General features: G+C 39.7%; 21 protein-coding genes and 3 other RNA genes. 15 read left to right on the top strand and 9 right to left on the bottom strand.

Annotated features, from left to right (window positions below; genetic code table 11):
• The 5 genes from WA352_RS18775 to WA352_RS18795 all read left to right on the top strand — a co-directional run.
• A partial coding sequence (locus WA352_RS18775) for a YadA-like family protein (RefSeq protein WP_336143604.1) occupies window positions 1-2,495 on the top strand: 2,495 nt, incomplete at its 5' end.
• 65 nt (window positions 2,496-2,560) lie between these two features.
• A complete protein-coding gene (tpgA, locus tag WA352_RS18780; protein ID WP_005202348.1) occupies window positions 2,561-3,352 on the top strand; it encodes a trimeric autotransporter adhesin/peptidogylcan-associated protein TpgA in 792 nt (263 codons plus the stop codon).
• A gap of 419 nt (window positions 3,353-3,771) precedes the next feature.
• Window positions 3,772-3,972, top strand: a complete 201-nt coding sequence (locus tag WA352_RS18785; RefSeq protein WP_004808602.1) for a hypothetical protein — start codon at window positions 3,772-3,774, stop codon at window positions 3,970-3,972.
• Window positions 3,973-4,202: 230 nt separating this feature from the next.
• Window positions 4,203-5,441: a putative solute-binding protein gene (locus WA352_RS18790; RefSeq protein WP_005202349.1), complete on the top strand. Its 1,239-nt coding sequence runs from the start codon at window positions 4,203-4,205 to the stop codon at window positions 5,439-5,441.
• A gap of 80 nt (window positions 5,442-5,521) precedes the next feature.
• Window positions 5,522-5,962, top strand: coding sequence for an SMI1/KNR4 family protein (locus tag WA352_RS18795; protein WP_005202350.1), 441 nt, complete (start codon window positions 5,522-5,524; stop codon window positions 5,960-5,962).
• 104 nt (window positions 5,963-6,066) lie between these two features.
• On the opposite strand, the gene ssrS (WA352_RS18800) is transcribed toward WA352_RS18795, so the two are convergent.
• The 5 genes from ssrS (WA352_RS18800) to WA352_RS18820 all read right to left on the bottom strand — a co-directional run bounded on the left by ssrS (WA352_RS18800) (window position 6,067) and on the right by WA352_RS18820 (window position 8,054).
• Window positions 6,067-6,248, bottom strand: a non-coding RNA gene (gene ssrS, locus WA352_RS18800) — 6S RNA.
• 137 nt (window positions 6,249-6,385) lie between these two features.
• Window positions 6,386-6,574: non-coding RNA, 6S RNA (gene ssrS, locus WA352_RS18805), on the bottom strand.
• Window positions 6,575-6,713: 139 nt separating this feature from the next.
• A non-coding RNA gene (gene ssrS / locus WA352_RS18810) (6S RNA) lies at window positions 6,714-6,903 on the bottom strand.
• A gap of 309 nt (window positions 6,904-7,212) precedes the next feature.
• Window positions 7,213-7,497, bottom strand: coding sequence for a cell division protein ZapA (locus tag WA352_RS18815; protein ID WP_005202351.1), 285 nt, complete (start codon window positions 7,495-7,497; stop codon window positions 7,213-7,215).
• 2 nt (window positions 7,498-7,499) lie between these two features.
• A complete protein-coding gene (locus WA352_RS18820) occupies window positions 7,500-8,054 on the bottom strand; it encodes a hypothetical protein (protein WP_004808598.1) in 555 nt (184 codons plus the stop codon).
• A gap of 66 nt (window positions 8,055-8,120) precedes the next feature.
• Here WA352_RS18820 and WA352_RS18825 point away from each other — a divergent pair, with 66 nt between their 5' ends.
• From WA352_RS18825 to WA352_RS18845, 5 genes are all read left to right on the top strand, one after another.
• Window positions 8,121-8,753, top strand: a complete 633-nt coding sequence (locus WA352_RS18825) for a UPF0149 family protein (RefSeq protein WP_005202352.1) — start codon at window positions 8,121-8,123, stop codon at window positions 8,751-8,753.
• A 69-nt stretch (window positions 8,754-8,822) separates the two neighbouring features.
• Entirely contained in the window at window positions 8,823-10,142 is a 1,320-nt protein-coding gene (gene pepP, locus WA352_RS18830; RefSeq protein ID WP_005202353.1) for a Xaa-Pro aminopeptidase, read from the top strand.
• Between the two features lie 183 nt (window positions 10,143-10,325).
• Window positions 10,326-11,537, top strand: a complete 1,212-nt coding sequence (gene ubiH / locus WA352_RS18835; protein ID WP_005202354.1) for a 2-octaprenyl-6-methoxyphenyl hydroxylase — start codon at window positions 10,326-10,328, stop codon at window positions 11,535-11,537.
• A complete protein-coding gene (locus tag WA352_RS18840; protein ID WP_005202356.1) occupies window positions 11,534-12,766 on the top strand; it encodes an FAD-dependent monooxygenase in 1,233 nt (410 codons plus the stop codon). Before ubiH ends, WA352_RS18840 begins: the two co-directional genes overlap by 4 nt.
• 173 nt (window positions 12,767-12,939) lie before the next feature.
• Window positions 12,940-13,188: a hypothetical protein gene (locus WA352_RS18845; RefSeq protein WP_005202358.1), complete on the top strand. Its 249-nt coding sequence runs from the start codon at window positions 12,940-12,942 to the stop codon at window positions 13,186-13,188.
• A 23-nt stretch (window positions 13,189-13,211) separates the two neighbouring features.
• On the opposite strand, the gene WA352_RS18850 is transcribed toward WA352_RS18845, so the two are convergent.
• Window positions 13,212-13,661, bottom strand: coding sequence for a MerR family transcriptional regulator (locus WA352_RS18850; RefSeq protein ID WP_005202360.1), 450 nt, complete (start codon window positions 13,659-13,661; stop codon window positions 13,212-13,214).
• A gap of 61 nt (window positions 13,662-13,722) precedes the next feature.
• Between WA352_RS18850 and WA352_RS18855 the strand changes: the two genes are divergently transcribed.
• The gene (locus WA352_RS18855) at window positions 13,723-14,364 is read left to right on the top strand and encodes a cation transporter (RefSeq protein WP_005202363.1); all 642 of its coding nucleotides are present in this window, start codon (window positions 13,723-13,725) and stop codon (window positions 14,362-14,364) included.
• 65 nt (window positions 14,365-14,429) lie between these two features.
• On the opposite strand, the gene rsmI is transcribed toward WA352_RS18855, so the two are convergent.
• Window positions 14,430-15,272 carry a 16S rRNA (cytidine(1402)-2'-O)-methyltransferase gene (gene rsmI / locus WA352_RS18860; RefSeq protein ID WP_005202365.1) on the bottom strand — a complete coding sequence of 281 codons (843 nt, stop codon included), beginning with the start codon at window positions 15,270-15,272 and terminating at the stop codon, window positions 14,430-14,432.
• A 16-nt stretch (window positions 15,273-15,288) separates the two neighbouring features.
• On the opposite strand from rsmI, the gene WA352_RS18865 reads away from it, so the two are divergent.
• The 4 genes from WA352_RS18865 (at window position 15,289) to WA352_RS18880 (ending at window position 18,296) form a co-directional block, all read left to right on the top strand.
• Entirely contained in the window at window positions 15,289-16,221 is a 933-nt protein-coding gene (locus tag WA352_RS18865; protein ID WP_005202366.1) for a penicillin-binding protein activator, read from the top strand.
• A 12-nt stretch (window positions 16,222-16,233) separates the two neighbouring features.
• Complete coding sequence (locus WA352_RS18870) at window positions 16,234-16,638, top strand: YraN family protein (protein ID WP_005202369.1); 405 nt, start codon at window positions 16,234-16,236, stop codon at window positions 16,636-16,638.
• Window positions 16,639-16,709: 71 nt separating this feature from the next.
• Window positions 16,710-17,420 (top strand): BON domain-containing protein, encoded by a 711-nt coding sequence (locus tag WA352_RS18875; protein WP_004808582.1) that lies wholly within the window; start codon window positions 16,710-16,712, stop codon window positions 17,418-17,420.
• Window positions 17,421-17,423: 3 nt separating this feature from the next.
• A complete protein-coding gene (locus WA352_RS18880; RefSeq protein WP_005202371.1) occupies window positions 17,424-18,296 on the top strand; it encodes an alpha/beta hydrolase in 873 nt (290 codons plus the stop codon).
• 18 nt (window positions 18,297-18,314) lie between these two features.
• Here the strand turns inward: WA352_RS18880 and nudC are convergent, their stop codons facing one another.
• Both nudC and WA352_RS18890 read right to left on the bottom strand, forming a co-directional pair.
• Complete coding sequence (nudC, locus tag WA352_RS18885; RefSeq protein ID WP_004808578.1) at window positions 18,315-19,067, bottom strand: NAD(+) diphosphatase; 753 nt, start codon at window positions 19,065-19,067, stop codon at window positions 18,315-18,317.
• Window positions 19,067-20,713 (bottom strand): hypothetical protein, encoded by a 1,647-nt coding sequence (locus WA352_RS18890; RefSeq protein WP_005202373.1) that lies wholly within the window; start codon window positions 20,711-20,713, stop codon window positions 19,067-19,069. The genes nudC and WA352_RS18890 overlap by 1 nt, the downstream gene beginning before the upstream one ends.
• Between the last annotated feature and the right edge of the window lie 85 nt (window positions 20,714-20,798).

The raw sequence follows: 20,798 nt of genomic DNA on the forward strand, positions 1-20,798 counted from the left end.
ATAATATTGGTGGCACAGGCTCGAACACGATTGATGGTGCGATCACCAGCGTTAAAGATGCAGCAACCAAAGCGAAAACAACGGTTACAGCTGGAGATAACGTTGTTGTAACCCCAACGACCAATGCAGATGGTTCAAGCAACTATCAAGTATCGACAGCGAAAGATGTGACCTTCGACAAAGTGACTGTAGGTAATGTAGTTGTTGATAAATCAAGCAATACAATTGAAGGCTTGAGCAATAAAGACATTACGGCAGGTGATTTTGCAACTAAAGGTAGAGCTGCAACTGAAGAGCAATTGAAAGTTGCGATCAGTAATAACATCACTGAAGTTGTTGATGGTAATGGCAACAAGGTGAATATCATTGATCAGGTTGTAAATAAAAATCCAGATAACAAGAATCAAGATTCATTGTTCTTAACCTACGATAAGCAAGGTCAAGAAACGACGGATCGCCTGACGATTGGTCAAACGGTACAGAAGATGAATACCGATGGTATTAAATTCTTCCATACCAATGCGGATACTTCTAAAGGCGATTTAGGAGCAACCAATGACTCAAGTGCAGGTGGTATCAACTCTACTGCGATTGGTGTAAATGCAATTGTTTCAACTGGTGCAGACAGTGCAGTTGCTTTAGGTCATAACAGTAAGGCTGGAGGAAAAGAGTCAATTGCAATTGGTCAAGGTGCCGAGGCATCTGGATTACAATCAATCAGCATTGGTACTGGTAACAAAGTGAAAGGTGATCACTCTGGTGCAATCGGTGATCCAACAATTGTTGATGGTGCGAACAGTTATTCTGTGGGTAACAATAATCAAGTGCTTACAAATGATACTTTTGTCCTTGGTAACAATGTAACCAAAACAGTAGCTGGATCAGTTGTGTTGGGTAATGGTTCAGCAGCGACAACGGGTGCGGGTGTTGCGGGTTATGCATTATCTGCTATCACAAGTGCAGATAAGACAGCAATTGATAAAACAACTTCAACTACTGGTGCAGTTGCAGTGGGTGATGCGGCGAGTGGTATTTATCGTCAAATCACGGGTGTTGCAGCAGGTAGTGACGATGCCGATGCCGTGAATGTTGCTCAGTTGAAAGCTGTGGGTAACCAAGTTGTCAAGACTCAAACTGCGCTTGTAGATAGTTTGGGTGGCGGTGCTAAAGTTAATAATGACGGTACAATTACAGGACCGACTTATAATGTAGCCCAAGGTAATCAAACCAATGTTGGCGATGCATTAACGGCACTTGACAAAGCGATTGGCTCTGTAGGAACAACATCGAAAACGACTGTAACCAATGGTCAGAATATTGTTGTGAATAAGAGCAAAAATGCAGATGGCTCTGATAACTATGAAGTTGCAACAGCAAAAGACTTAACTGTTGATTCTGTGAAAGCAGGTGATACTGTTCTGAATAATGCTGGTATCACAATTGGTAATAATACGGTTGTGTTAAACAACACTGGATTAATCATTGATGGTGGTCCAAGTGTGACGACTAAAGGCATTGATGCAGGCAATAAGCAAGTTATCAATGTTGCAGCAGGTACGAAAGCAACTGATGCAGTAAACAAAGGTCAATTGGATAGCGCAATCAGCAATGTGAATAACACTGTGAATGAGCTTGCTAATAATGCAGTGAAATACGACGATGCCAACAAAGACAAGGTTACATTGGGTGGTGGAGCCAATGGCACCACGATTACCAATGTGAAAGATGGTACTGTTGCTCAGGGTTCTAAAGATGCTGTGAATGGTGGTCAGTTGTGGAATGTTCAGAAGCAAGTTGATCAAAACTCAACTGATATTCAGAACATTAATAACAACATTAGTAACATTAACAACGGTAAGTCTGGTCTGGTTCAACAGCAGACTGCCAATGGTGAAATTACGGTTGGTAAAGACACTGGTGGTACAAGTGTCAATGTGGCTGGTAAAGATGGTGATCGTGTTGTAACTGGCGTTAAAGATGGTGCAATTAGTGCGACATCCAAAGATGCGGTGAATGGCTCTCAGTTGAATGCAACAAACAAAAAAGTTGTTGAATTCTTAGGCGGCGGAGCTGGTTATGACAACATTACCAATAGTTTCACCAACCCAACCTACAATGTTGGGGGCAAAGATTACAACAATGTTGGCGGAGCAGTTGATGCTTTAAACAAAGCCGATCAAGCATTGAATAGTAAAATTGACAATGTAAGTAATCGTCTTGAGCAAGCATTCTACTCAACCAATCAACGTATTGATGACGTAGAGAAAAAAGCCAATGCTGGTATTGCCGCGGCAATGGCATTGGAAGCTGCACCATATATCGCTGGCAAATATACTTACTCAGCAGGTGCTTCTTATCATGGTGGTGAAAATGCAGTCGGCGTAACCTTACGTAAGACTGCAGATAATGGTCGTTGGTCAATCACGGGTGGTGTAGCTGCTGCATCACAAGGTGATCCAAGCGTACGTATCGGTATCAGTGGCGTAATTGACTAAGGGACTCGTTATGTAGGAGAGCCCTTAGGCTCTCCTCATCTCCAATAGATAAAGAGAGTTAAAATATGAAAAATATGATAAAAGCATTGGTTATCGGGATCACATCTTCTTTCGCAATGGTGACATTTGCAGCAGATGATGAAGTTGTTGTTCAACAAGAGGAAATCAAATTTCCAGCAGTTGAAAAGAGCTATCTCAAACAAGTGCAGCGTTATGAATACGATAATGTTGCTCGTTTAGGAACAGGTTTAACCAAAGACCAAATCCGACATGTATTGGGAAATCCTCAATTTAGTGAGGGTCTGTTCTTTGTTAAAACTTGGAACTACGTATTAGATGTTCGTCAGCCGAATAGCCAAGATTATTTACGTTGTCAGTTGCGTGTAGACTTTGACAAGCAAGCATTATCAGAACGCTTATCGTGGAAAGGCGAGGCCTGTGAAGGTTTAATGGCTTGGGGAGCGAATAATCAAGTTCCAGCAGATACCAATTTAAATAGTCTACGTTCATCAAGTGTATTTTTTGCATTTGATCGTTCAAATGCCAATGCAATTGAACAGGGACCTAGTTCAGTGGCAGCAATTGCACAACGGATCAAACAAGCGCCAGCGAATAGCCCTGTAATTGTTGCTGGCTTTGCAGATCCTTTAGGTAAATTTGCCTATAACCATCAATTATCAGCACAACGTGCCAATACCGTTGCTAAGCTGTTGGTCAATGAAGGGGTTGATGCGAATCGCATTCAAATTCAAGCTAATAGCCAAACGGATCTATACCAGCAATGTGCTGGACATAGGGCAAATAGTCAACTTGTAGGCTGCTTAGCTCCAAATCGACGTGTAAATATAAGCTGGTAAATTTATTCAATAAGAAATGGCTGCTTAAGGGTGGCCTTTTTTATTCCCGTGTAATACCTGATGGTAAAAAACTCTCCTTAATTTGAACGGTGTTCAGTACTTTGCTATAAGTGGCATTAATATTTGTCTATTTTTTTAATCTTCCTTTTTGTTTTAATTTATTGATTTTATGCGGTTTTTAATTTTCTGGTTTTATTCTGCATAAATAATAATTTTTGTGAACTGTCTGACAATTTGCTTTAATTTTGTTTAAAAAGTGATCTAATATACGCCGCATGAAATAACATTTTCAGATGTCAGTTTCATGTATCTAAATAATTAGATTGAATATTTGTGGGGTAAGTAACGAGAGTGGTTTCACTTCTTGGCTTGATAAAAATATTCAAATTTTTTAAAGCAGTTTTATAGAGGGAAAAACAATGTTGGATTCTAAAGAACTTATTGTACTCGATCAGATACTTGTCCTCACCAAAGAAGGCAAAAATGATTTAGTTTATGAAAATGACACATTACTAAAAGTAAAGATGATCTCGAATCAACACATTGTGGTCGAAGATGATTATCAGACCAATTTTCTATTAAAGCGACAAGATGAAAATGTCGTTTGGTCGTTTATTTAAGCTGAGAAGAATCGCATCTGAGTCGAAAAATTGGTCATAAAATTTTATTATTCAATGATTTATTTTTATAGTGCAATTCTGTGATTTGGATGTTTATTCTCGTATAGTCAATATTTTTTTGTATTTTGACTCAATTGACACCATCCAAAGAAAAGCAGTCAATTCTATTTCTATGCTTTATCCTTAATTTGAATAAAACTATTGGGAAATAGCTAAGGATGGAACAGGTGATGCAAAATAATAAATTCACGACATTTTTGAGGCCTTTCGCTGTGTCATGTATCTTGGCATCATCATTTGGGGTGATAAGTCCAAGTTATGCTGCGCCCGAAGGGAAACTAGATTTAACGCTTTCTCCGCATTCACAAAATAAAGTTAAGCAATTATTAAACGATCCCAAAACTTGGCAACAGATTCCTAAACAAGTCACTTTATGCGTGTTTTCTCCAAATGGTGAGCATAGTGAAGCATTTGAGCAAGCAACCAGTTACATCACAGAAATTCCAAGTATCGTCCGTGTAGCCAAACAGTTTGGTGTAAACATGAACGTGACACGTCCTTCGCATTTACAATTCAAATTAGACTTTGATTACCCAAAATTGAAAAAACAGGCATCGACTGTGGTCAATCTCAAGGTCTATACCAATGAAGCTGTATTAACTGAAGATTTCCGTAGTAAACGTTGTGATGGGGCTGGAATTAGTAATTTACGTGCAAAACAGTTTAATAAGTTTGTGGGCAGTGTCGATGCGATAGGTGCATTACAAACCTATAAGCAGCTCAGTTCAGTGATTCAGGTTTTGGCTAATCCAAAATTTGATGAAAAGATGACAAATAATGATTATGAAGTGGTTGGAATTGTACCGTTAGGTGCAGCCTATATCATGGTCACAGATCGTAATATTAATACCTTGGCAAAAGCCGCAGGTAAGAAAGTTGCCGTGTTCCAATTTGATGAGACCCAAAAGAAATTGGTACAGAACGTTGGTGCTCAACCTGTCTCTGTTGATTTGGTAACTGTGGGTGGGAAATTTAATAATAAAGAAGTCGATATTATGGCAGGTCCAGCCATTTTATTTGAGCCACTTGAATTGCAAAAAGGCATGACTGATAAATCAGGCAAGGCCGTCGGTGGGATTATTAAATTTCCTGTGATTCAAGTGACAGGGACGCTGATTATGCACCGTAATAAGTTTCCAGCAGGTATGGGATCGATTGCACGTGAAGTCATTTCTAAGCAGTTAAATCCTGCATTTGAATTTGTCGACAAGATTGAAGCAAAAATTCCTGATAAATTTTGGTTGAAATTGAATGAAAGCGACAAACCTGGTTATGTTCGATTGATGCGTGAAGCGAGGATTCAAATGACCAAAGAAGGTTTTTACGACAAAGATATGATGAAGTTGTTGAAACAGGTACGTTGTTCACAAGACCCAAGCAATTATGAATGTGCTTTGAAAGATGAGTGATAAGTCATATCCAAAGAATTGATCATTGAGTCTGCAGAAATGATTTACTTTATTTAGATTGATATCTATTAGAGTAAATCATGGATGTGATTAATAAGATTAAAAGTAAATTACAAAAACAGAATGTAAGCTTGAATACACCGGCAACATGGCAGGAAATTTTGGCTTTTGAATACAAGTATCAAGTCAAATTATCGCCAATTTTAAGAACTTACTTCTTAGAGTTTAATGGTATAGCTAACCGAGATATGGATGATAACTATTTTACATTTTTGTCGCTGGCTGACTTTCAATTATTCGAAAGTATTTCAAGCTACTATGATAAAGATAAGTATTTATATCCGAACTGTTTTGTATTTTCGGACTATCTAGTCTGGTGTTGGGGGTATGTGGTACAACTCGATCAGCTTGGTTTGGATGGTGTTGTATATCAAGTGGGAGGGGTAGAAAAAGTAAAAATTGCAGATTCTTTCACAGCATTTTTAAATCAATATTTAATCGATAGTGATGAATTATTATAAAAATAATTAATGGGGACTGTTAAAAGCATAAGGTTCATTCGAGATAAATGCTTTATTAAAGATATAATTAGAAGTTAAATTATTATTTTAATTATATTTAAAAAAGATACTCCAGAGGTGCCGCTGCATGGTCGTTACCCTGAACCCGATGAGTTCAAGGTGGAGGTGACGCATACTTAATGGGTTTCCTACTCGAGGCAGGCATACACTCAAAATACACAGAACACATCCATAAATTTAAGTATCGGCAGGGGAATAGACGTACTGGCGAACACCCTAGAGATGTTTCCTATTATAGTTAAATCAACAACGACCACAAGAGTTAAATATTGTGATTTGTATGTTTTACTAACAATTAGAAAATTAAGTTTAATAAGATTATAAAATCTAAAAACAGGATAAATCGTTATTTGAAATCAAATATGGGTCTCCAAAATGCCGCTGCATGTCTTTACCCTTGAACACTAAGGTTCAAGGTGGAGAGCGCTGTATATTATCTGGGTTTCCTACTCAGGGTAGGCATACACGCTAAATATTCAGAAACGCTTTCCGATTAAGAAGGATATCACGGCTCAGGGGAATCAGACCGGCTGGCGTACACCTCAGAGATGTTTTTAATTATAGTGAAATTAGGGGCTGTCGCAAGGGGAGAAAATAGAGAGATTTGTAAGTTTAAGTTTACAGTTAAGATGTTAAATAGAAGTGACTGAATTGAAAAATATAATAAATAAATCGATTTTTTAATTAAAAAATAATCTCCAGAAGTACCGCTGCATGTCTTTACCCTTGAACACTAAGGTTCAAGGTGGAGAGCGCTGTATATTGTCTGGGTTTCCTACTCAGGGTAGGCATACACGCTAAATATTCAGAAACGCTTTCCAATTAAGAAGGATATCACGGCTCAGGGGAATCAGACCGGCTGGCGAGTACTCCAGAGATGGATTGCATTATAGTGAACTCTGACGATGTTGCAAGGACTCCACTAATATTATTTGTAAGTATAGCTTAACAATGTGTAAGCTTATGTTTAGGTCATTTATGCAAGAAAAGAGCAGGATTATTCATTTTTTCCTGAATAACATTTAAAAAATAAACATATGAATTGACTCTATGTTAATACTTTGATTGAGGTCAAAAGATAGAGAAGTGATAAAAATTACAATGGGAGTAAGATAAAAAGGAAAAATTATTTTTGTGTGAAAGCTTGTTTAATAAAAAAGCCTGAAATTTGCATTTCAGGCTTTTTTCATTCAGATATTTTGTTCAACATCTTCTAGAATAGTTTCTAAAAGCCGTTCGCAATGAGCGTACTGTTGCAAAGATTTATTTAAGCTAAACACTTCTTGTGCCATCTGTAACGCAACCATAATCACAAGCTTATTATGTTCAACTCGTGGGGCACTACGACGCATGTCATGGAATTTTTGATTAAGTAGCTCTGCGGCACGCTCTAACTCTTCACGTTTTTCTTCTGTCGTATTAAGACGGAAAGTCTGTTCAATTAAGCGAAGTTCGACAACGATTGGTTCACTCATGATCAGATCTCCTCTTGGGTTTCAGCATTAGGGTGAGCAAGCTGCTGAATTTCTTGTGCATGCTGATCCTGTGCTGTGCCTAAAATTGAAAGGCGCTGAATAATAGCCTCGACTTTAGATTTTGCTAGCTCATTTTTTTGTAATAAGCGATCACGATCTTGTTGTAAATCTTGAATCTCTTGCTGACTATGGCGTTGTTGTGCTTGTAATTTTTCTTTATTGACACGTAGGTCATTACGCTCAGCCAAGATTTCTTGAAAGCGATTTTTCAAATCAGTGGTGCTTTTCTCTAAACGGCTATAACGTTCCGCTAAAGTTGTTGCATCTTGATTCAGTTGTTTAAATTGATCTTGTAACTGAGTCAGTTGTTCAGTTAAGTTATCAACTTCTTCCTGCTTTTGCGTGATGATGCTATTTTTCTGCACAATTTGTGCATGTTGGTCCGTTTCAGCTAATTGCTTAGCTTCGGTGAGCGAAGTATTTTCTCGCTCTAAGTGATGTAAGCGTGTTTTTAAAACACCAATATGCGCTTGTAGACGCTGTAATTGTTCTAACATAACGAAGGTCGCACAGAGTTGCAATCAAAGGTAATATATACAGCAGTATAGAGGTTGGATAAACGAATGCAAGACGATATTTCAGGTTGGACAGAATGGAATGCTCATTTTGATGGGATTGAAGAAATTTCAAGCCCAAGTGAGTTACACGGTTTACTAACTGGTATAGTTTGTGTGACACAAGCGCCGACTGAAGATGAATGGTCACAAATCTTAAACACCCTGAATGTGCCTGCTTTACAGCCAGAAGCACTGCAAAGTTTAACCGATGAAGCAGAAGATGTGGCACATGCTTTATCGGATGATGAATTAGATTATTTACCGATGCTCCCAGATGACAACCATTTGCTAGCTGATCGTGTTCAAGCCTTGGCAGATTGGTGTGCAGGGGTGGTACTGGGTTTTGGTTTGGCTTCTGGTCATATCCGTGCTGAGGAACAAGAGCTGATTGAACATTTACAAGATGTTGCAGCTGTTGAGTTCGAAGACTCGGATAATGATGAAGAAGGTGAAGAAAGCTATCAGGAACTGTATGAGTTTGTACGCTTGATTCCTGTGAGCTTATCGATTGGTCGCACCAAGATTCCTGTAGCCGAAAGTTCTTTATTGCAAAACTTTCATGCCAAAAGCAGAAATCAAGACAATCCAGCTGATCCACAAACAGTAGTAGAAATGTTTACCCCACATCGTCCGAGTTAACTCGGGCGGTGCCTTAACACCTTATAAATAAAGATACTTACAATCATTCATCTTCATCAGAAGGACTATATGAAATTAAGTCAAGCCGATTTTAAACAACGTCGTGATATTCTCGCTAAAAAAATAGGCAGCAATAGCATTGCAATTATTGCGACACGAGCAGAAATGTATCGTAATCGCGATGCTGATTATAAATATCGTGCCGACAGTAGTTTTTATTATCTCACTGGATTTGCCGAGCCCGAGGCGGTTGCGGTTATTGAAACCTTTGCCGAAGGTGAAGAGTATAGCTACAGTTTGTTCTGCCGTGAACGTGATCGTGAAATGGAAATCTGGCATGGCTATCGTGCTGGTATTGATGGTGCGATTGAAATTTATGATGCAGATGAAGCTTATGCGATTGACTTATTAGATGAAGAAATCATCGAAAAAATTCTAAATAAACAGCGTCTTTACTATCGTATTGGTCAGCAAGCTGAGTTTGATGCACGTGTTAGTCAGTGGATTCAAAAGGCAGATGCAGAACAGCGGCGAGGTAGTGCTGCACCTGCTGAGTTGATTCAGCTTGATCGTATTGTTGATGAAATGCGTTTGAAAAAATCAGCCCAAGAAATTGAGTTGATGCAGATCGCATCGAATATTAGTGCCGAAGCACATACTCGTGCTATGCAAACTGTTAAACCTGCGATGATGGAGTATGCACTGGAAGCAGAACTCAATTATATTTTTGGGAAAAACGGTTGCGTACCGTCATATAACAGTATTGTTGGTGGCGGTGAAAATGCCTGTATTTTGCATTATGTTGAAAACAACAAGCCACTCAAAGATGGTGATTTAGTACTTATTGATGCAGCGTGTGAATATGAATTCTATGCGTCAGATATTACGCGTACATTCCCTGTCAACGGTAAGTTTAGTCCTGAACAGAAGGCGTTATATAATATTGTTTTAGAAGCGCAGCTTGCTGCAATTGATGCGACACGTATTGGCAATCATTATAAATACCCACATCAAGTTGCAGTGAAAATCTTAACTCAAGGTTTGGTTGATCTTGGTTTGATGAGTGGCGATGTTGATGAATTGATTGAAAGCGAAGCATTCCGTCAGTTCTTTATGCATGGTACAGGTCATTGGTTGGGTATGGATGTACATGATGTTGGTGCATACAAGACTGGCGAAGACTGGCGCGTTTATGAAGCAGGTATGGTGGTCACTGTTGAACCCGGCTTATATGTTGCACCTGATGATGAAACCGTCGATGCAAAATGGCGGGGTATCGGGATTCGTATCGAAGATGATATTGTCGTTACGGAAAATGGTCCATTGGTTTTGACCAAGAATGTAGTGAAAACTGTTGAAGAGATTGAAAGCTTGATGGCAAGCCATTAAGTTGAGATTGAGAAAAGGCTTATCGATCGATAGGCCTTTTTTATTTCGTTTGATGACCAAGACAACTTTTGAATATATTTTAAAAACATAGACCAAACAAAGTACAAATTCCAATCCTGATTTGAGTTAGAGTAAGATAGTCCCGAAACATCAAGTCATGAAAAACTGATAAGGAATAATATTATGCAGCAACAAGTCATCATTGTCGGTGGAGGTATGGTTGGACTCAGCCTTGCTTTAATGTTGGCAAAATCTAATATCGCAGTAAAGTTATTAGAAGCTGTGAAATATCCGAATTTTGATGATGAAAATGTTGCGCCTTATCATTCCAGTTTTGATGCGCGTAATACCGCATTATCACGCCGCAGCGTACAGATTTACCAAAAGTTAGGTTTGTGGGAAGCCTTACAACAACATGCTACCCCAATTCTGCAAGTGCATATTACTGAGCAAGGCAGTTTTGGTAAGGCTCGTCTCGTTGCAGAGCAAGAAAAAGTAGAAAGCTTTGGGCAAGTGATTGAAAATGCTTGGTTAGGTCGAGTATTACTCACCCAAGTGCGTCAACAGCCGTTGATTGAGTTGATTGATGGTGTGCAAGTAACTTCACTGACGCAAGATGCAGATCAGGTACAAATCGAAGCCATGCGTAATGGCGAATATATCCATTCCTTAAAGTCCAAGTTAGTCATTGCTGCTGATGGTCGCGATTCTTTCTGCCGCCAAGCCATTGGCGTGGGTGTAGATGAACATGATTATGACCAAGTCGCGATTGTGACCACTGTACAGACTTCTAAGCCGCACCAGCAGGTTGGCTTTGAACGTTTTAGTGCGTTGGGACCATTGGCACTTCTACCTTTACCAGGCGAATACCGCCGTTCAGTAGTTTGGCCTGTGAAAAAAGGTACTGAAGCAGAATGGTTAGGTGAAGAAAATGATCAACATTTCCTTGATGCTCTACAGGAAACCTATGGGGATCGAGCAGGGAAATTTGAAAAAACAGGCAAACGTTTTAGCTATCCATTGTCGCAAGTGTTAGCAGATAAGCAGGCGGTTGGACGTGTGGTGTTGATGGGGAATGCAGCACATACCATTCACCCAGTGGCAGGGCAAGGTTTTAACCTGTGCTTGCGTGATGCAGATGTGCTGGTTCGGTTCCTGATGGAGCAGTTAGCAAAATCAGATGATATTGGCGCGCCTGAAAATTTATTGGCCTATGAACAATCACGTTTGAAAGATCAGCAACGTGTAATCAAGTTCTGTGATTCGGTGGTGCGTGGTTTTAGTAATCAGAATCCAATCCTCAAATTATTACGCAATACAGGATTGATTGCTTTTGATGTGATTCCAGGTGTTAAGCCTTTGGTTGCCAATTATGCAATGGGGCTAAAAGCATGAGTGAAATCTTAGATGTCGTTATTGTCGGTGGTGGTTTAGTTGGCGGTTTAACAGCTTTATTACTCGCGCAAGGTGGGGTACAGGCGACGGTGCTAGATGCTGCACCTGTACTTGATCAGGATAAAACTTTGTCAGTCATGAATCCAAGGGTATTGGCACTCAGTCAAGCCACCATTCATTTACTCAAAACAGTGGATGTCTGGGATGATTTAGCACGCCAAATGCCCTATTCAGGCATGCAGGTCTGGAATAAAAATGGCTATGGTGAAATTAATTTTGGTCATGCTTCGGAGCAGCAACCTCAATCAGATCAGGCATTAGGTTCAATGGTTGAGCCAAGTGTTTTGAATGTTGCGATTCAACAAAAAATGCTGCAACAGCTCAAAGACTATCGTACCCAAGTCAAAGTCATTCGGATCGAACAGATTCCGCAAGGCTGGTCAATTCAATTGGCAGATGGCACGACATTAAAAACCAAGTTGCTGATTGGTGCAGATGGTGCGAATTCTTTTGTACGTGAGCAGGCGTATATTGATTTAGATGTACTGGATTATAAGCAGGCTGCGATCAGCTGTGCGATTAAAACCACGCGCCCGAATCAATATGTGGCTCGACAGATTTTCCTACCGACAGGACCATTGGCTTATTTACCGATGGCAAGTCTTGATCCTCAAGAAAACGGTTATTGGCAATCAATTGTTTGGACTTTACCAGATGATTATGCTGATGAGTATTCAGCACTCAGCGATCAAGCATTTATGCAACTATTGACGCAAGAAAGCCTACATATGTTGGGTGAGGTGGTTGAGGTGCGTTCTAGAGCACAATTCCCATTAAAAGCACGTGCAGCGCAACGCTACATCAAATCAGGCTTAGCACTGATTGGTGATGCCGCGCACGTGATCCATCCTTTGGCTGGACAGGGTGTGAATATTGGTTGTTTAGATGCCGCTGTGTTGTGTGATGTGTTACTACACGATTTAAAACGTGGTGTGTGGGCCAACGAACAGACTTTATTGCGTTATGAACACCAACGTAAGGGTCAAAACGACGCCATGATGCATAGTATGTCTGCGATTGGATGGATTGAAAGTTCAGAATTATTTCCCTTTGTTTGGGCAAGAAATTTTGGTTTGAAACAGGTTGAACAGTTCGATTGGTTTAAGGATCGTTTTATGCAACAAGCCAATGGATTAGGGACATTGAAAGACACACAATATGCATGTTAAAAAATAGTAGATATTTTTTAAACAATCATTTATAAATCAGAGTGAATTTGGTCATAAAAAGTACGTTTTAACAAATATTGTGCTTTGCTAAATCTGAAGAGCTTGCTAAATTCCACCTAGTTCTGATGGCCAAATAGCGATGATGAGAGTTGAGTCATTGTGGGGAGATGAAGATGACGGAAATGAATGATTACGACGAAAACACAGAAGATTCTGCTGTAGACGACGAAGAGGCGAAAGCGGCAGAAAGTGGTGCAGAGAGTGAAGAATCGAGCGCCAATGACGCTGATCTTGCTGAAGCGGAAACTTTAACCGTGACTGCGAAGCAGAAACAACGCCAAGCTTTAGAAGATGAAGTGGCTGCGTTTCTTGCACGTGGTGGGCGTATTACTGAAGTTCCGCCAGGTGAGCATCAAGATTAAGTCTGAATTGATATAAAAAAGCATCACGGTTGTGGTGCTTTTTTATGTTGGTGTGACTCATGTTCACACTCAAGTGGTTGGTGTAACTCTTTTAAAATGCCACATTGTTCAATGGTACGATGTTGTGAACATTGTTGTTTTAAATGGCTTAGATCTTGTTTGAGATGTTCCAGATTCTTAATCTTCTGTGAAACCTCGGCAAGATATTGATCAATCAGATGATCGACCTCCATGCAGGTTTGATTTGGATCTTCGGCTAGACCCTTAAGCTTTTGAATATCTTGTATGGTGATGCCCAGTTCTCGGCAGTGTTTTAAAAATAACAATTCTGAAAGCATTTGTTCCGAATAATGACGGTAATTTCCCGCCGTTCGTTGGGCTTTGTCCAGCAACCCAATTTTTTCGTAATAGCGAATCGTATCTACAGATACACCTGACTTTTTTGCTAATTGTCCAATGCTAAAACTGATCATGCTTGACTCTGGAGTTACTCTAGGGTTTTAAATCACTATAAAATATTCAGTGAGAAAAGTCATGGCAGGATGTGGATGCAACACAACGTGTTCGCCAACACAAAAAATTAGTCCAAAGTTTAGAAAGGCTTTATGGATTGCTTTAGTTTTAAATGCATTGATGTTCTTTGTCGAAATTATCGGAGGATCACATGCACGTTCTGTGTCGCTCTGGGCGGATGCCTTGGACTTTGCGGGTGATGCAGCAAACTATGCCATTTCTTTAGCTGTATTGTCCATGACCTTGTACTGGCGAGCGACCGCAGCCTTAGTCAAAGGAATCACCATGGCTGCCTTTGGTATTTTTGTGATTGTTAAAGTATTCTGGTCATGGTGGCTAGGTGTAACACCTGAACCAATGCTTATGGGGGCGATTGGTGTACTGGCATTGGTTGTCAATGTTATCTCTGCATTGATGCTCTATGCATTCCGTGATGGCGATGCAAATATGCGCTCGGTATGGTTATGTAGTCGGAATGATGCGATTGCTAATATCGCCATTATCATCGCAGCTGTTGGTGTATTCGGCACAGGAACCATGTTCCCTGATTTATTTGTAGCCTTTATTATTGCGTATTTAGGTGTTTCTTCTGGTTTGGCAGTGATTAAGCAGGCGAGAATGGAAAGAAAACGAGATCAGGTTAATATCATGACTAAGGCCTAAAACACATTGTTGTTATTTCATATTGAGATGATAAGGGGAGATTTAAAAAATCTCCCTCTTAGGTTTTATTGATCTTGTTGGGTGAGTTCCAAAGCACGTTGGTACGCCACTTTCTTTTTTATACCCGTCAAATCAGCAGCCAATTGTGACGCCGCTTTTACCGATAAATCCTGTAATAAACGTTTCAACAACGCATCCAGTTTATCCTGCTCCATATCTTTTTCCGCAGATGCTCCACCGACCACAACCACAATTTCACCCTTTTCTTGGTTGTGATCATTTTCGATAAAAGTAACCAATTCTTTTAAAGTCATCTTCTTGATGGTTTCAAAAGTTTTGGTAATTTCGCGGGCAAAACCAACAGGTCGCTCTTCACCAAAGACTTGCACCATATTTTTGATGCTGTCCAAAATACGATGAGGTGCTTCGTAGAAAATCAAGGTCTGGGTTTCATCCTTGAGCTTTTCAAGCTGGCTGATTCGTTGCGATGCTTTCGATGGTAAAAAACCCTCAAAGCTAAAGCGGTCACTCGGTAAACCCACTGCACTTAATGCCGCAATTGCTGCACAAGCACCCGGTACTGGAATGACACGAATGCCATGTTCTTGAGCGGCACGAACCAGCTTAAAACCTGGGTCGCTAATCAGTGGAGTACCAGCATCACTGATTAATGCAACATTTTCTCCTTTTAACATTCTTTGGAGAAGTTGATCAATTTTGTTACTTTCGTTGTGATCATGACACGCTGTGAGTGGAGTTGAGATATTATAATGTTTGAATAATTGAGCAGATTGACGAGTGTCTTCTGCGGCAACTACCGATACAGATTTTAAAATATCAATTGCACGAAAGGTCATGTCATCTAAGTGCCCAATCGGGGTTGCTACAACAAATAATTGAGCACTCATAAAAGGTAACTCCCTAATGTATTACAAAAAATATTGGCTGCTACTATGTTTGGCGGCATGTGTGAGTCCAGTTTATGCGGACGTACTGGTGATTCTACCCGAATCTGGTACGATGGCGCGAGCTGGTCAAAGCATCAAACGTGGTTTCTTGAGCGCTTATACAGCATCTGGCAGCAAAGAAAAAATCATTTTTGTAGATTCAGCGAAAAATAACATCGATACGATTTTTAAGAAAAGGGTCAACAGTAAGACTCGACTGATTGTTGGGCCATTGGCACGGCCTGAAATTGAAACTGTGATGCAACTGAATCCAGCAATTCCTGTAATTGCATTAAATGATGTGAATAACCAGACCACCAATGTATGGCAATTTAGTTTGGCAAAACAGCATGATGCTGTTGCATTAACTCAATTATTGAAGAAAGACAAAATTAAAAATCTATTGGTATTACGTCAAGCTGGAACTGAATCTGCAACAGAACTATTTATGATGGCACTCATGTCTGAATTTGGCTCAGATATTCATGTGGTCAATGAACGTCCTAAAAAACTTGCGCGTAAAGAAGGGCTGTTATTGTTGGGCGATCAACAGTGGTTAGAGCAACTAGGTCCTTTACCTGAAAAAAATATTTATGCTACTGCGTTGAGTATTGAGCAAGACAAGAGCATTCCGATGGGACTCAGTTTTTGTGATACACCAGCTTTATATAACGGACAATGGGCAGACCTAGTCGCTGCATATAAAGAACAACCAGAAAATATGGCATTTCAACGCTTATTGGCCTTTGGTGGTGATGCATGGAGTATTAGTCAGCAATTTTTAAATAGTCCAGATCGACACTTTTCCTTTGAAGGTCGAACTGGGGCAATTGATGTGAAAGACGGGAAAGTTTATCGCCAACCTTATTGCTATCAACAGCAGAAAAAGGGTATTCAAGCATTAAAATAAGATCGGGCAGGTATGTCACAATCAGTACATGATTTAGGGCAATGGGCTGAACAGAAAGCACTTGCTCTTTTACAGTCCCAACAATATCTATGTGTAGCGCGGAATTATCATTCACGTTATGGGGAAATTGACTTAATCGTTGAACGGGAAAAGGAACTCGTTTTTGTCGAAGTCAAAGCCAGATCGAAAGCAAGTTATGCGAAAGCCTATGAGGTGGTTTCACTCGCCCAGCAACGTAAAATTATTAAGACAGCTCAATTGTTTTTACAGAAATCTCCACATTATGAGGACTTTGATTGTCGTTTTGATGTGATTTGTTTTGATTTTCCACAGAAAATTGCAAAAACAGTACAACCAGATTTTTCAAAATTGCAGTATGATCAGCAATGGATTGAACACGCATTTACTTTAGATTAATTAAGAAGTCTAATTTAAAGCTAAATATTGAAAATTGAACAAATTTGTTTGTAGATAGGGAGTCTTGCCAAGTGTTAAAACGTTTATCGATTACGTTGCTTTGCGCTGCAAGTTTATCGGGATGTGCTAGTTTTATTTCTGGTGGCACAGGAAGTTCACCCGTTGGAACGAACAGTGGTGAACGCAGTCTTGGGCAGATTTTTATTGATTCTTCGATCAAGCGTACTGCAAATATTAATTTGTACAAATTAGATCACCGCTTTAAACAGTCTCGTATCAACATTGAAAGTTTCCACAGCAATGTTTTATTGACTGGACAAGTCCCTGATCCATATTTAAAACAATTGGCAGAAGATAACTTACGTTCGATGTCAGATGTAAAAGCCGTACATAACTATATTACGGTAGGTGACAAGGTCGGTTATAACACCATCATGCAAGATGCAACGGTGACTGCAAATACCCGCGGTTTGTTGATGAAAGCCCCTGTAGTATCTGACAGCAAAGTATTAGTGCATACTGAAAATGGTGTGTTGTACGTGATGGGACGTTTAAATACTGCTGAATCAAGAGATTTAGATGACGTCTTACAAAAAGTTGGAAATGTGACTAAAATTGTGACACTCATCGACAACACGGATCAACCTTCAGGCACTGTTGCTAGTTCAACAGCAGCAGCACCAATGGTGGGCACTGTGACTACACAGCCTTTAGTTGAGACACCTGTTGCAATTGATCCTGATCAGGCGGAACCTGCGACCATTACTCCAACTAATCCTTAATTTATGAAGCAACTTATTCAACAAGTACAAGAAAATGTAATAAAGGCGAAAAACCTCTATCAGGAGTTTCGCCTTTATGATTTTGCCAGTTATTCGATCAATTACCTGACACCCAAAGATACCTTTGAAAAAGAAGAGCATCTTGCCTATGGATTGAAAGCAAGACAGCGTTTGGATCTGTATCGAACTAAAAATCCTAAAAAGCAAAGGCCACTTATCGTATTTGTACATGGTGGCTCTTGGCAGCATGGTAACAAACGTGAGTATCTGTTTATTGGGGAAACTTTTGCCCGTGAAGGTTATGATGTTGCAGTGATTAACTACCATCTTGCACCAGAACATATCTTCCCGACCTTTATTGATGATATTGCTCAAGCCATTCATTATTTAAATCAGAATCAGAGCAAGCTAAATATTTCGACAGATAACATCATTTTAATGGGACATTCTGCGGGTGCGTTTAATGTCATGTCTGTGGTGTATTCTGCCTATTCACAAAATTTTAAATACAAAGAAAATATTAGAGCAATTGTGGGGATGGCTGGGCCATATCACTTTGACTACAAGGGTGATCCTTTAGCTGAACATGCTTTTGATCAGAAAGTATCGTATCAACAAGTGATGCCGTATTACTTTATTGAGCCGAATCAAATTAAGCATTATTTGTTGATGGCTGAACAAGATCAGTTGGTGGGCAAGGAAAATAGTTTTGATCTAGATAAAGCACTCAGAGAAAAAGGCAATCATAGTCATATCGCCGTGATTCCAAAGACAGGGCATATTACCATTGTGGCGACACTGGCCAGTTTGATGAGCCATTATTTCAAAACCAAACGGACGATCCTGCACTTTTTGGATGAAGCCTTAGACCCCTAATCAATAAAAAAGCATCGTTTAAGATGCTTTTTTATTGTCGATGATTTGCATGATCATGCTATGGGCAATACTGCCTTTAAACGGAATTTCTGGAAGTTGATCAAATTTAAAAAACGCTGCTTCACTGATTTCCTCGAGCTGCAATTGGATATCACCTGAATCATATTCAGCATGGAAGGCAATCATTAAATTACTAGGAAATGGCCAAGGCTGGCTCGACATATAACGAATATTTTTAAGTTTGAGTCCAACTTCTTCAAATGCTTCACGTTGCACGGCTTCTTCTAAAGTTTCACCCACTTCAACAAAACCAGCAATTAAGCCATGCATATTACTTTTGTTATGCGCTGATTTGGCAAGCAAAATCTCATCGTTACCTTTGGTGATAATGGTAATGATACAAGGCTGTACGCGAGGATATTGATGGTAAGCACAACTTGGGCAAACCATGGCATATTCTTTAGGGTGAATTTCAGTCGCATGACCACAGTGGCTACAGAATTTATGGTTACGTCGCCATTCAAGTAATTGAACTGCTCGACTGGCTTGCAGGAAATCACTACTTGACCAAGACTGAATCAGTTCCCGAATCGGAACTAATTGATAGCCTTCAGGAATAGATTCATTTTCAAGCAGATCACGTGCGATGACGTGATCATTATGATGGATGGGGAGGTCACTTGCTAATTTCTCAACTTGGGGCAGTTGTAGATTTTGGTCGACTAACAGTTTTTGGTGTTGAAAAATATAAGCAAGTGATAGTTGAGTCATTATGCGGCTATGGTTTGTAATTGCTGACTGTTTGATAATGCCACATCAAACATAGATTGCAATACAGGTTGCTTGTTCTTTAAGTTCTCAACCAGTAAATCTAGACCTGCGACAACGTTTAAGACGCAATTAATTTGTTCGGCATCGAGAGGTTGATTTTGCGCTAAACGATATTGGGCAAAGTGCGCTGCACCTAATAAAGCAGTTTGTTGAGCTGAACTACCTAAGAACAGAGCAGCGCCTGAAAGTTCCTTCAGATACACGGGTAACGCTTCTAAGCTATGTGCTGTAGGATCTTGTACATAGAGACTTAAGGTTTGCGTTAAAGTATCAATCAAGGTTTTGGTTTCAGTCAATAACGCTTTATGTGCTTCATCTAAACGATCAAGCGAGATTTGCATGTTATTAACACGTAACTGTAAACGACTAGACGTGTAATTACGTTCCAAAATCCCAATCGAATTCATTGAAGCCAAAATACTGTTCATTAACTGTTGTACCGAAGTTGCATCAGTTAATGTATTTGGTTGGCTTAATTTTTCCGCTTGCTGAGTTAACTCTCGTGCTGCTTCATTAAGATTCAGTACTTTGAAAACATTCGAAAGCTGATGTAGTTTTTGTTGCAGTTCTTGGGTTTTTTCAGCTGACATATTTTGATGGTTGTATTCAATCTCATTACGGATTTGAGCCATCTCATCTGTCATTAACTGACTGATGGTGTGTACCGTTTCATAGTCAGGGCCGTATAAATGACGGCTTAGTACTTGTAGCTGCGTATCGCTAAGTAACTCATCACCAATATTGAGTTGATCTCGAATATGCTGTGACACATCATCTTCTTGGCTAATACAAATACATAGGATGTCTGCAAGATCAGCAATGCTGTTTTTAAAGCTGGCCGATTGAGCGAGGAATTTACCGATATTGGTTTCAATTTGAATCAACGTACGTAAGCGTGCTTCGGTAATTGAAAGCTCATCAATATGGCTTAACCCTACATTGACCAACTGCCAGTATTGTTGGCTTGGTTGACCCGCCGCTAAACCTGCAAGATAAACGCCGACCAATTTGATCCCTTGTAGATCAAGGGGGGTTTCAGATTGCTTAATGAGCTTGTTTAAACACAATTTATAAAGTTGATGAATATATTGTGATTGTTCCAAGCTTGGTGCCTGAGGCAAATTAAAACTCGGGGTAATGAACTCAAGCAATGGTTGTACCGTTTGACCTTCTTTGGTCAGTGGTTTACCTAGGGCTTTTTCTAAACGGTTCAGTGTATCGAGTAGGAATTGAGGAACTTTTACTTCACGTAAACAAATGAATTCGATATAACGCTTCAGCATGGTAGTACCTTCACTGAGCGCAATAACATCATTGGTTTGGATTTGCTGTGGTTGCGCCATAATTTTGCGCATCAGCTCGGCAGAGTATTGAGTAATTTGTGATAAATGTGGCATATCAATTAACGCGAGAACTTGCGTACATTGTTCAAACTGGTTCAGCGCATCATCAATCCCGAAAGGTAGTGCTTGTTCTTCGGCAAGGGTATTGACTGCTGTTTCTACCAATTTAATCGAATTGTCGATTTCATTTTTTATTATTAATAATGCCGTTGGGTCGAAATGAATCGAGGTTTGGTAAGACATATGACCTACACCTTTCCTAAGTTGTTATATCCATGGACCTCCTTTTTTAGGAGGCCTAAATCTTTAAAGGTTAATATAACTTAAC

This window comes from Acinetobacter sp. 102 (assembly GCF_037028485.1).
GTDB classification, from domain to species: domain Bacteria; phylum Pseudomonadota; class Gammaproteobacteria; order Pseudomonadales; family Moraxellaceae; genus Acinetobacter; species Acinetobacter higginsii.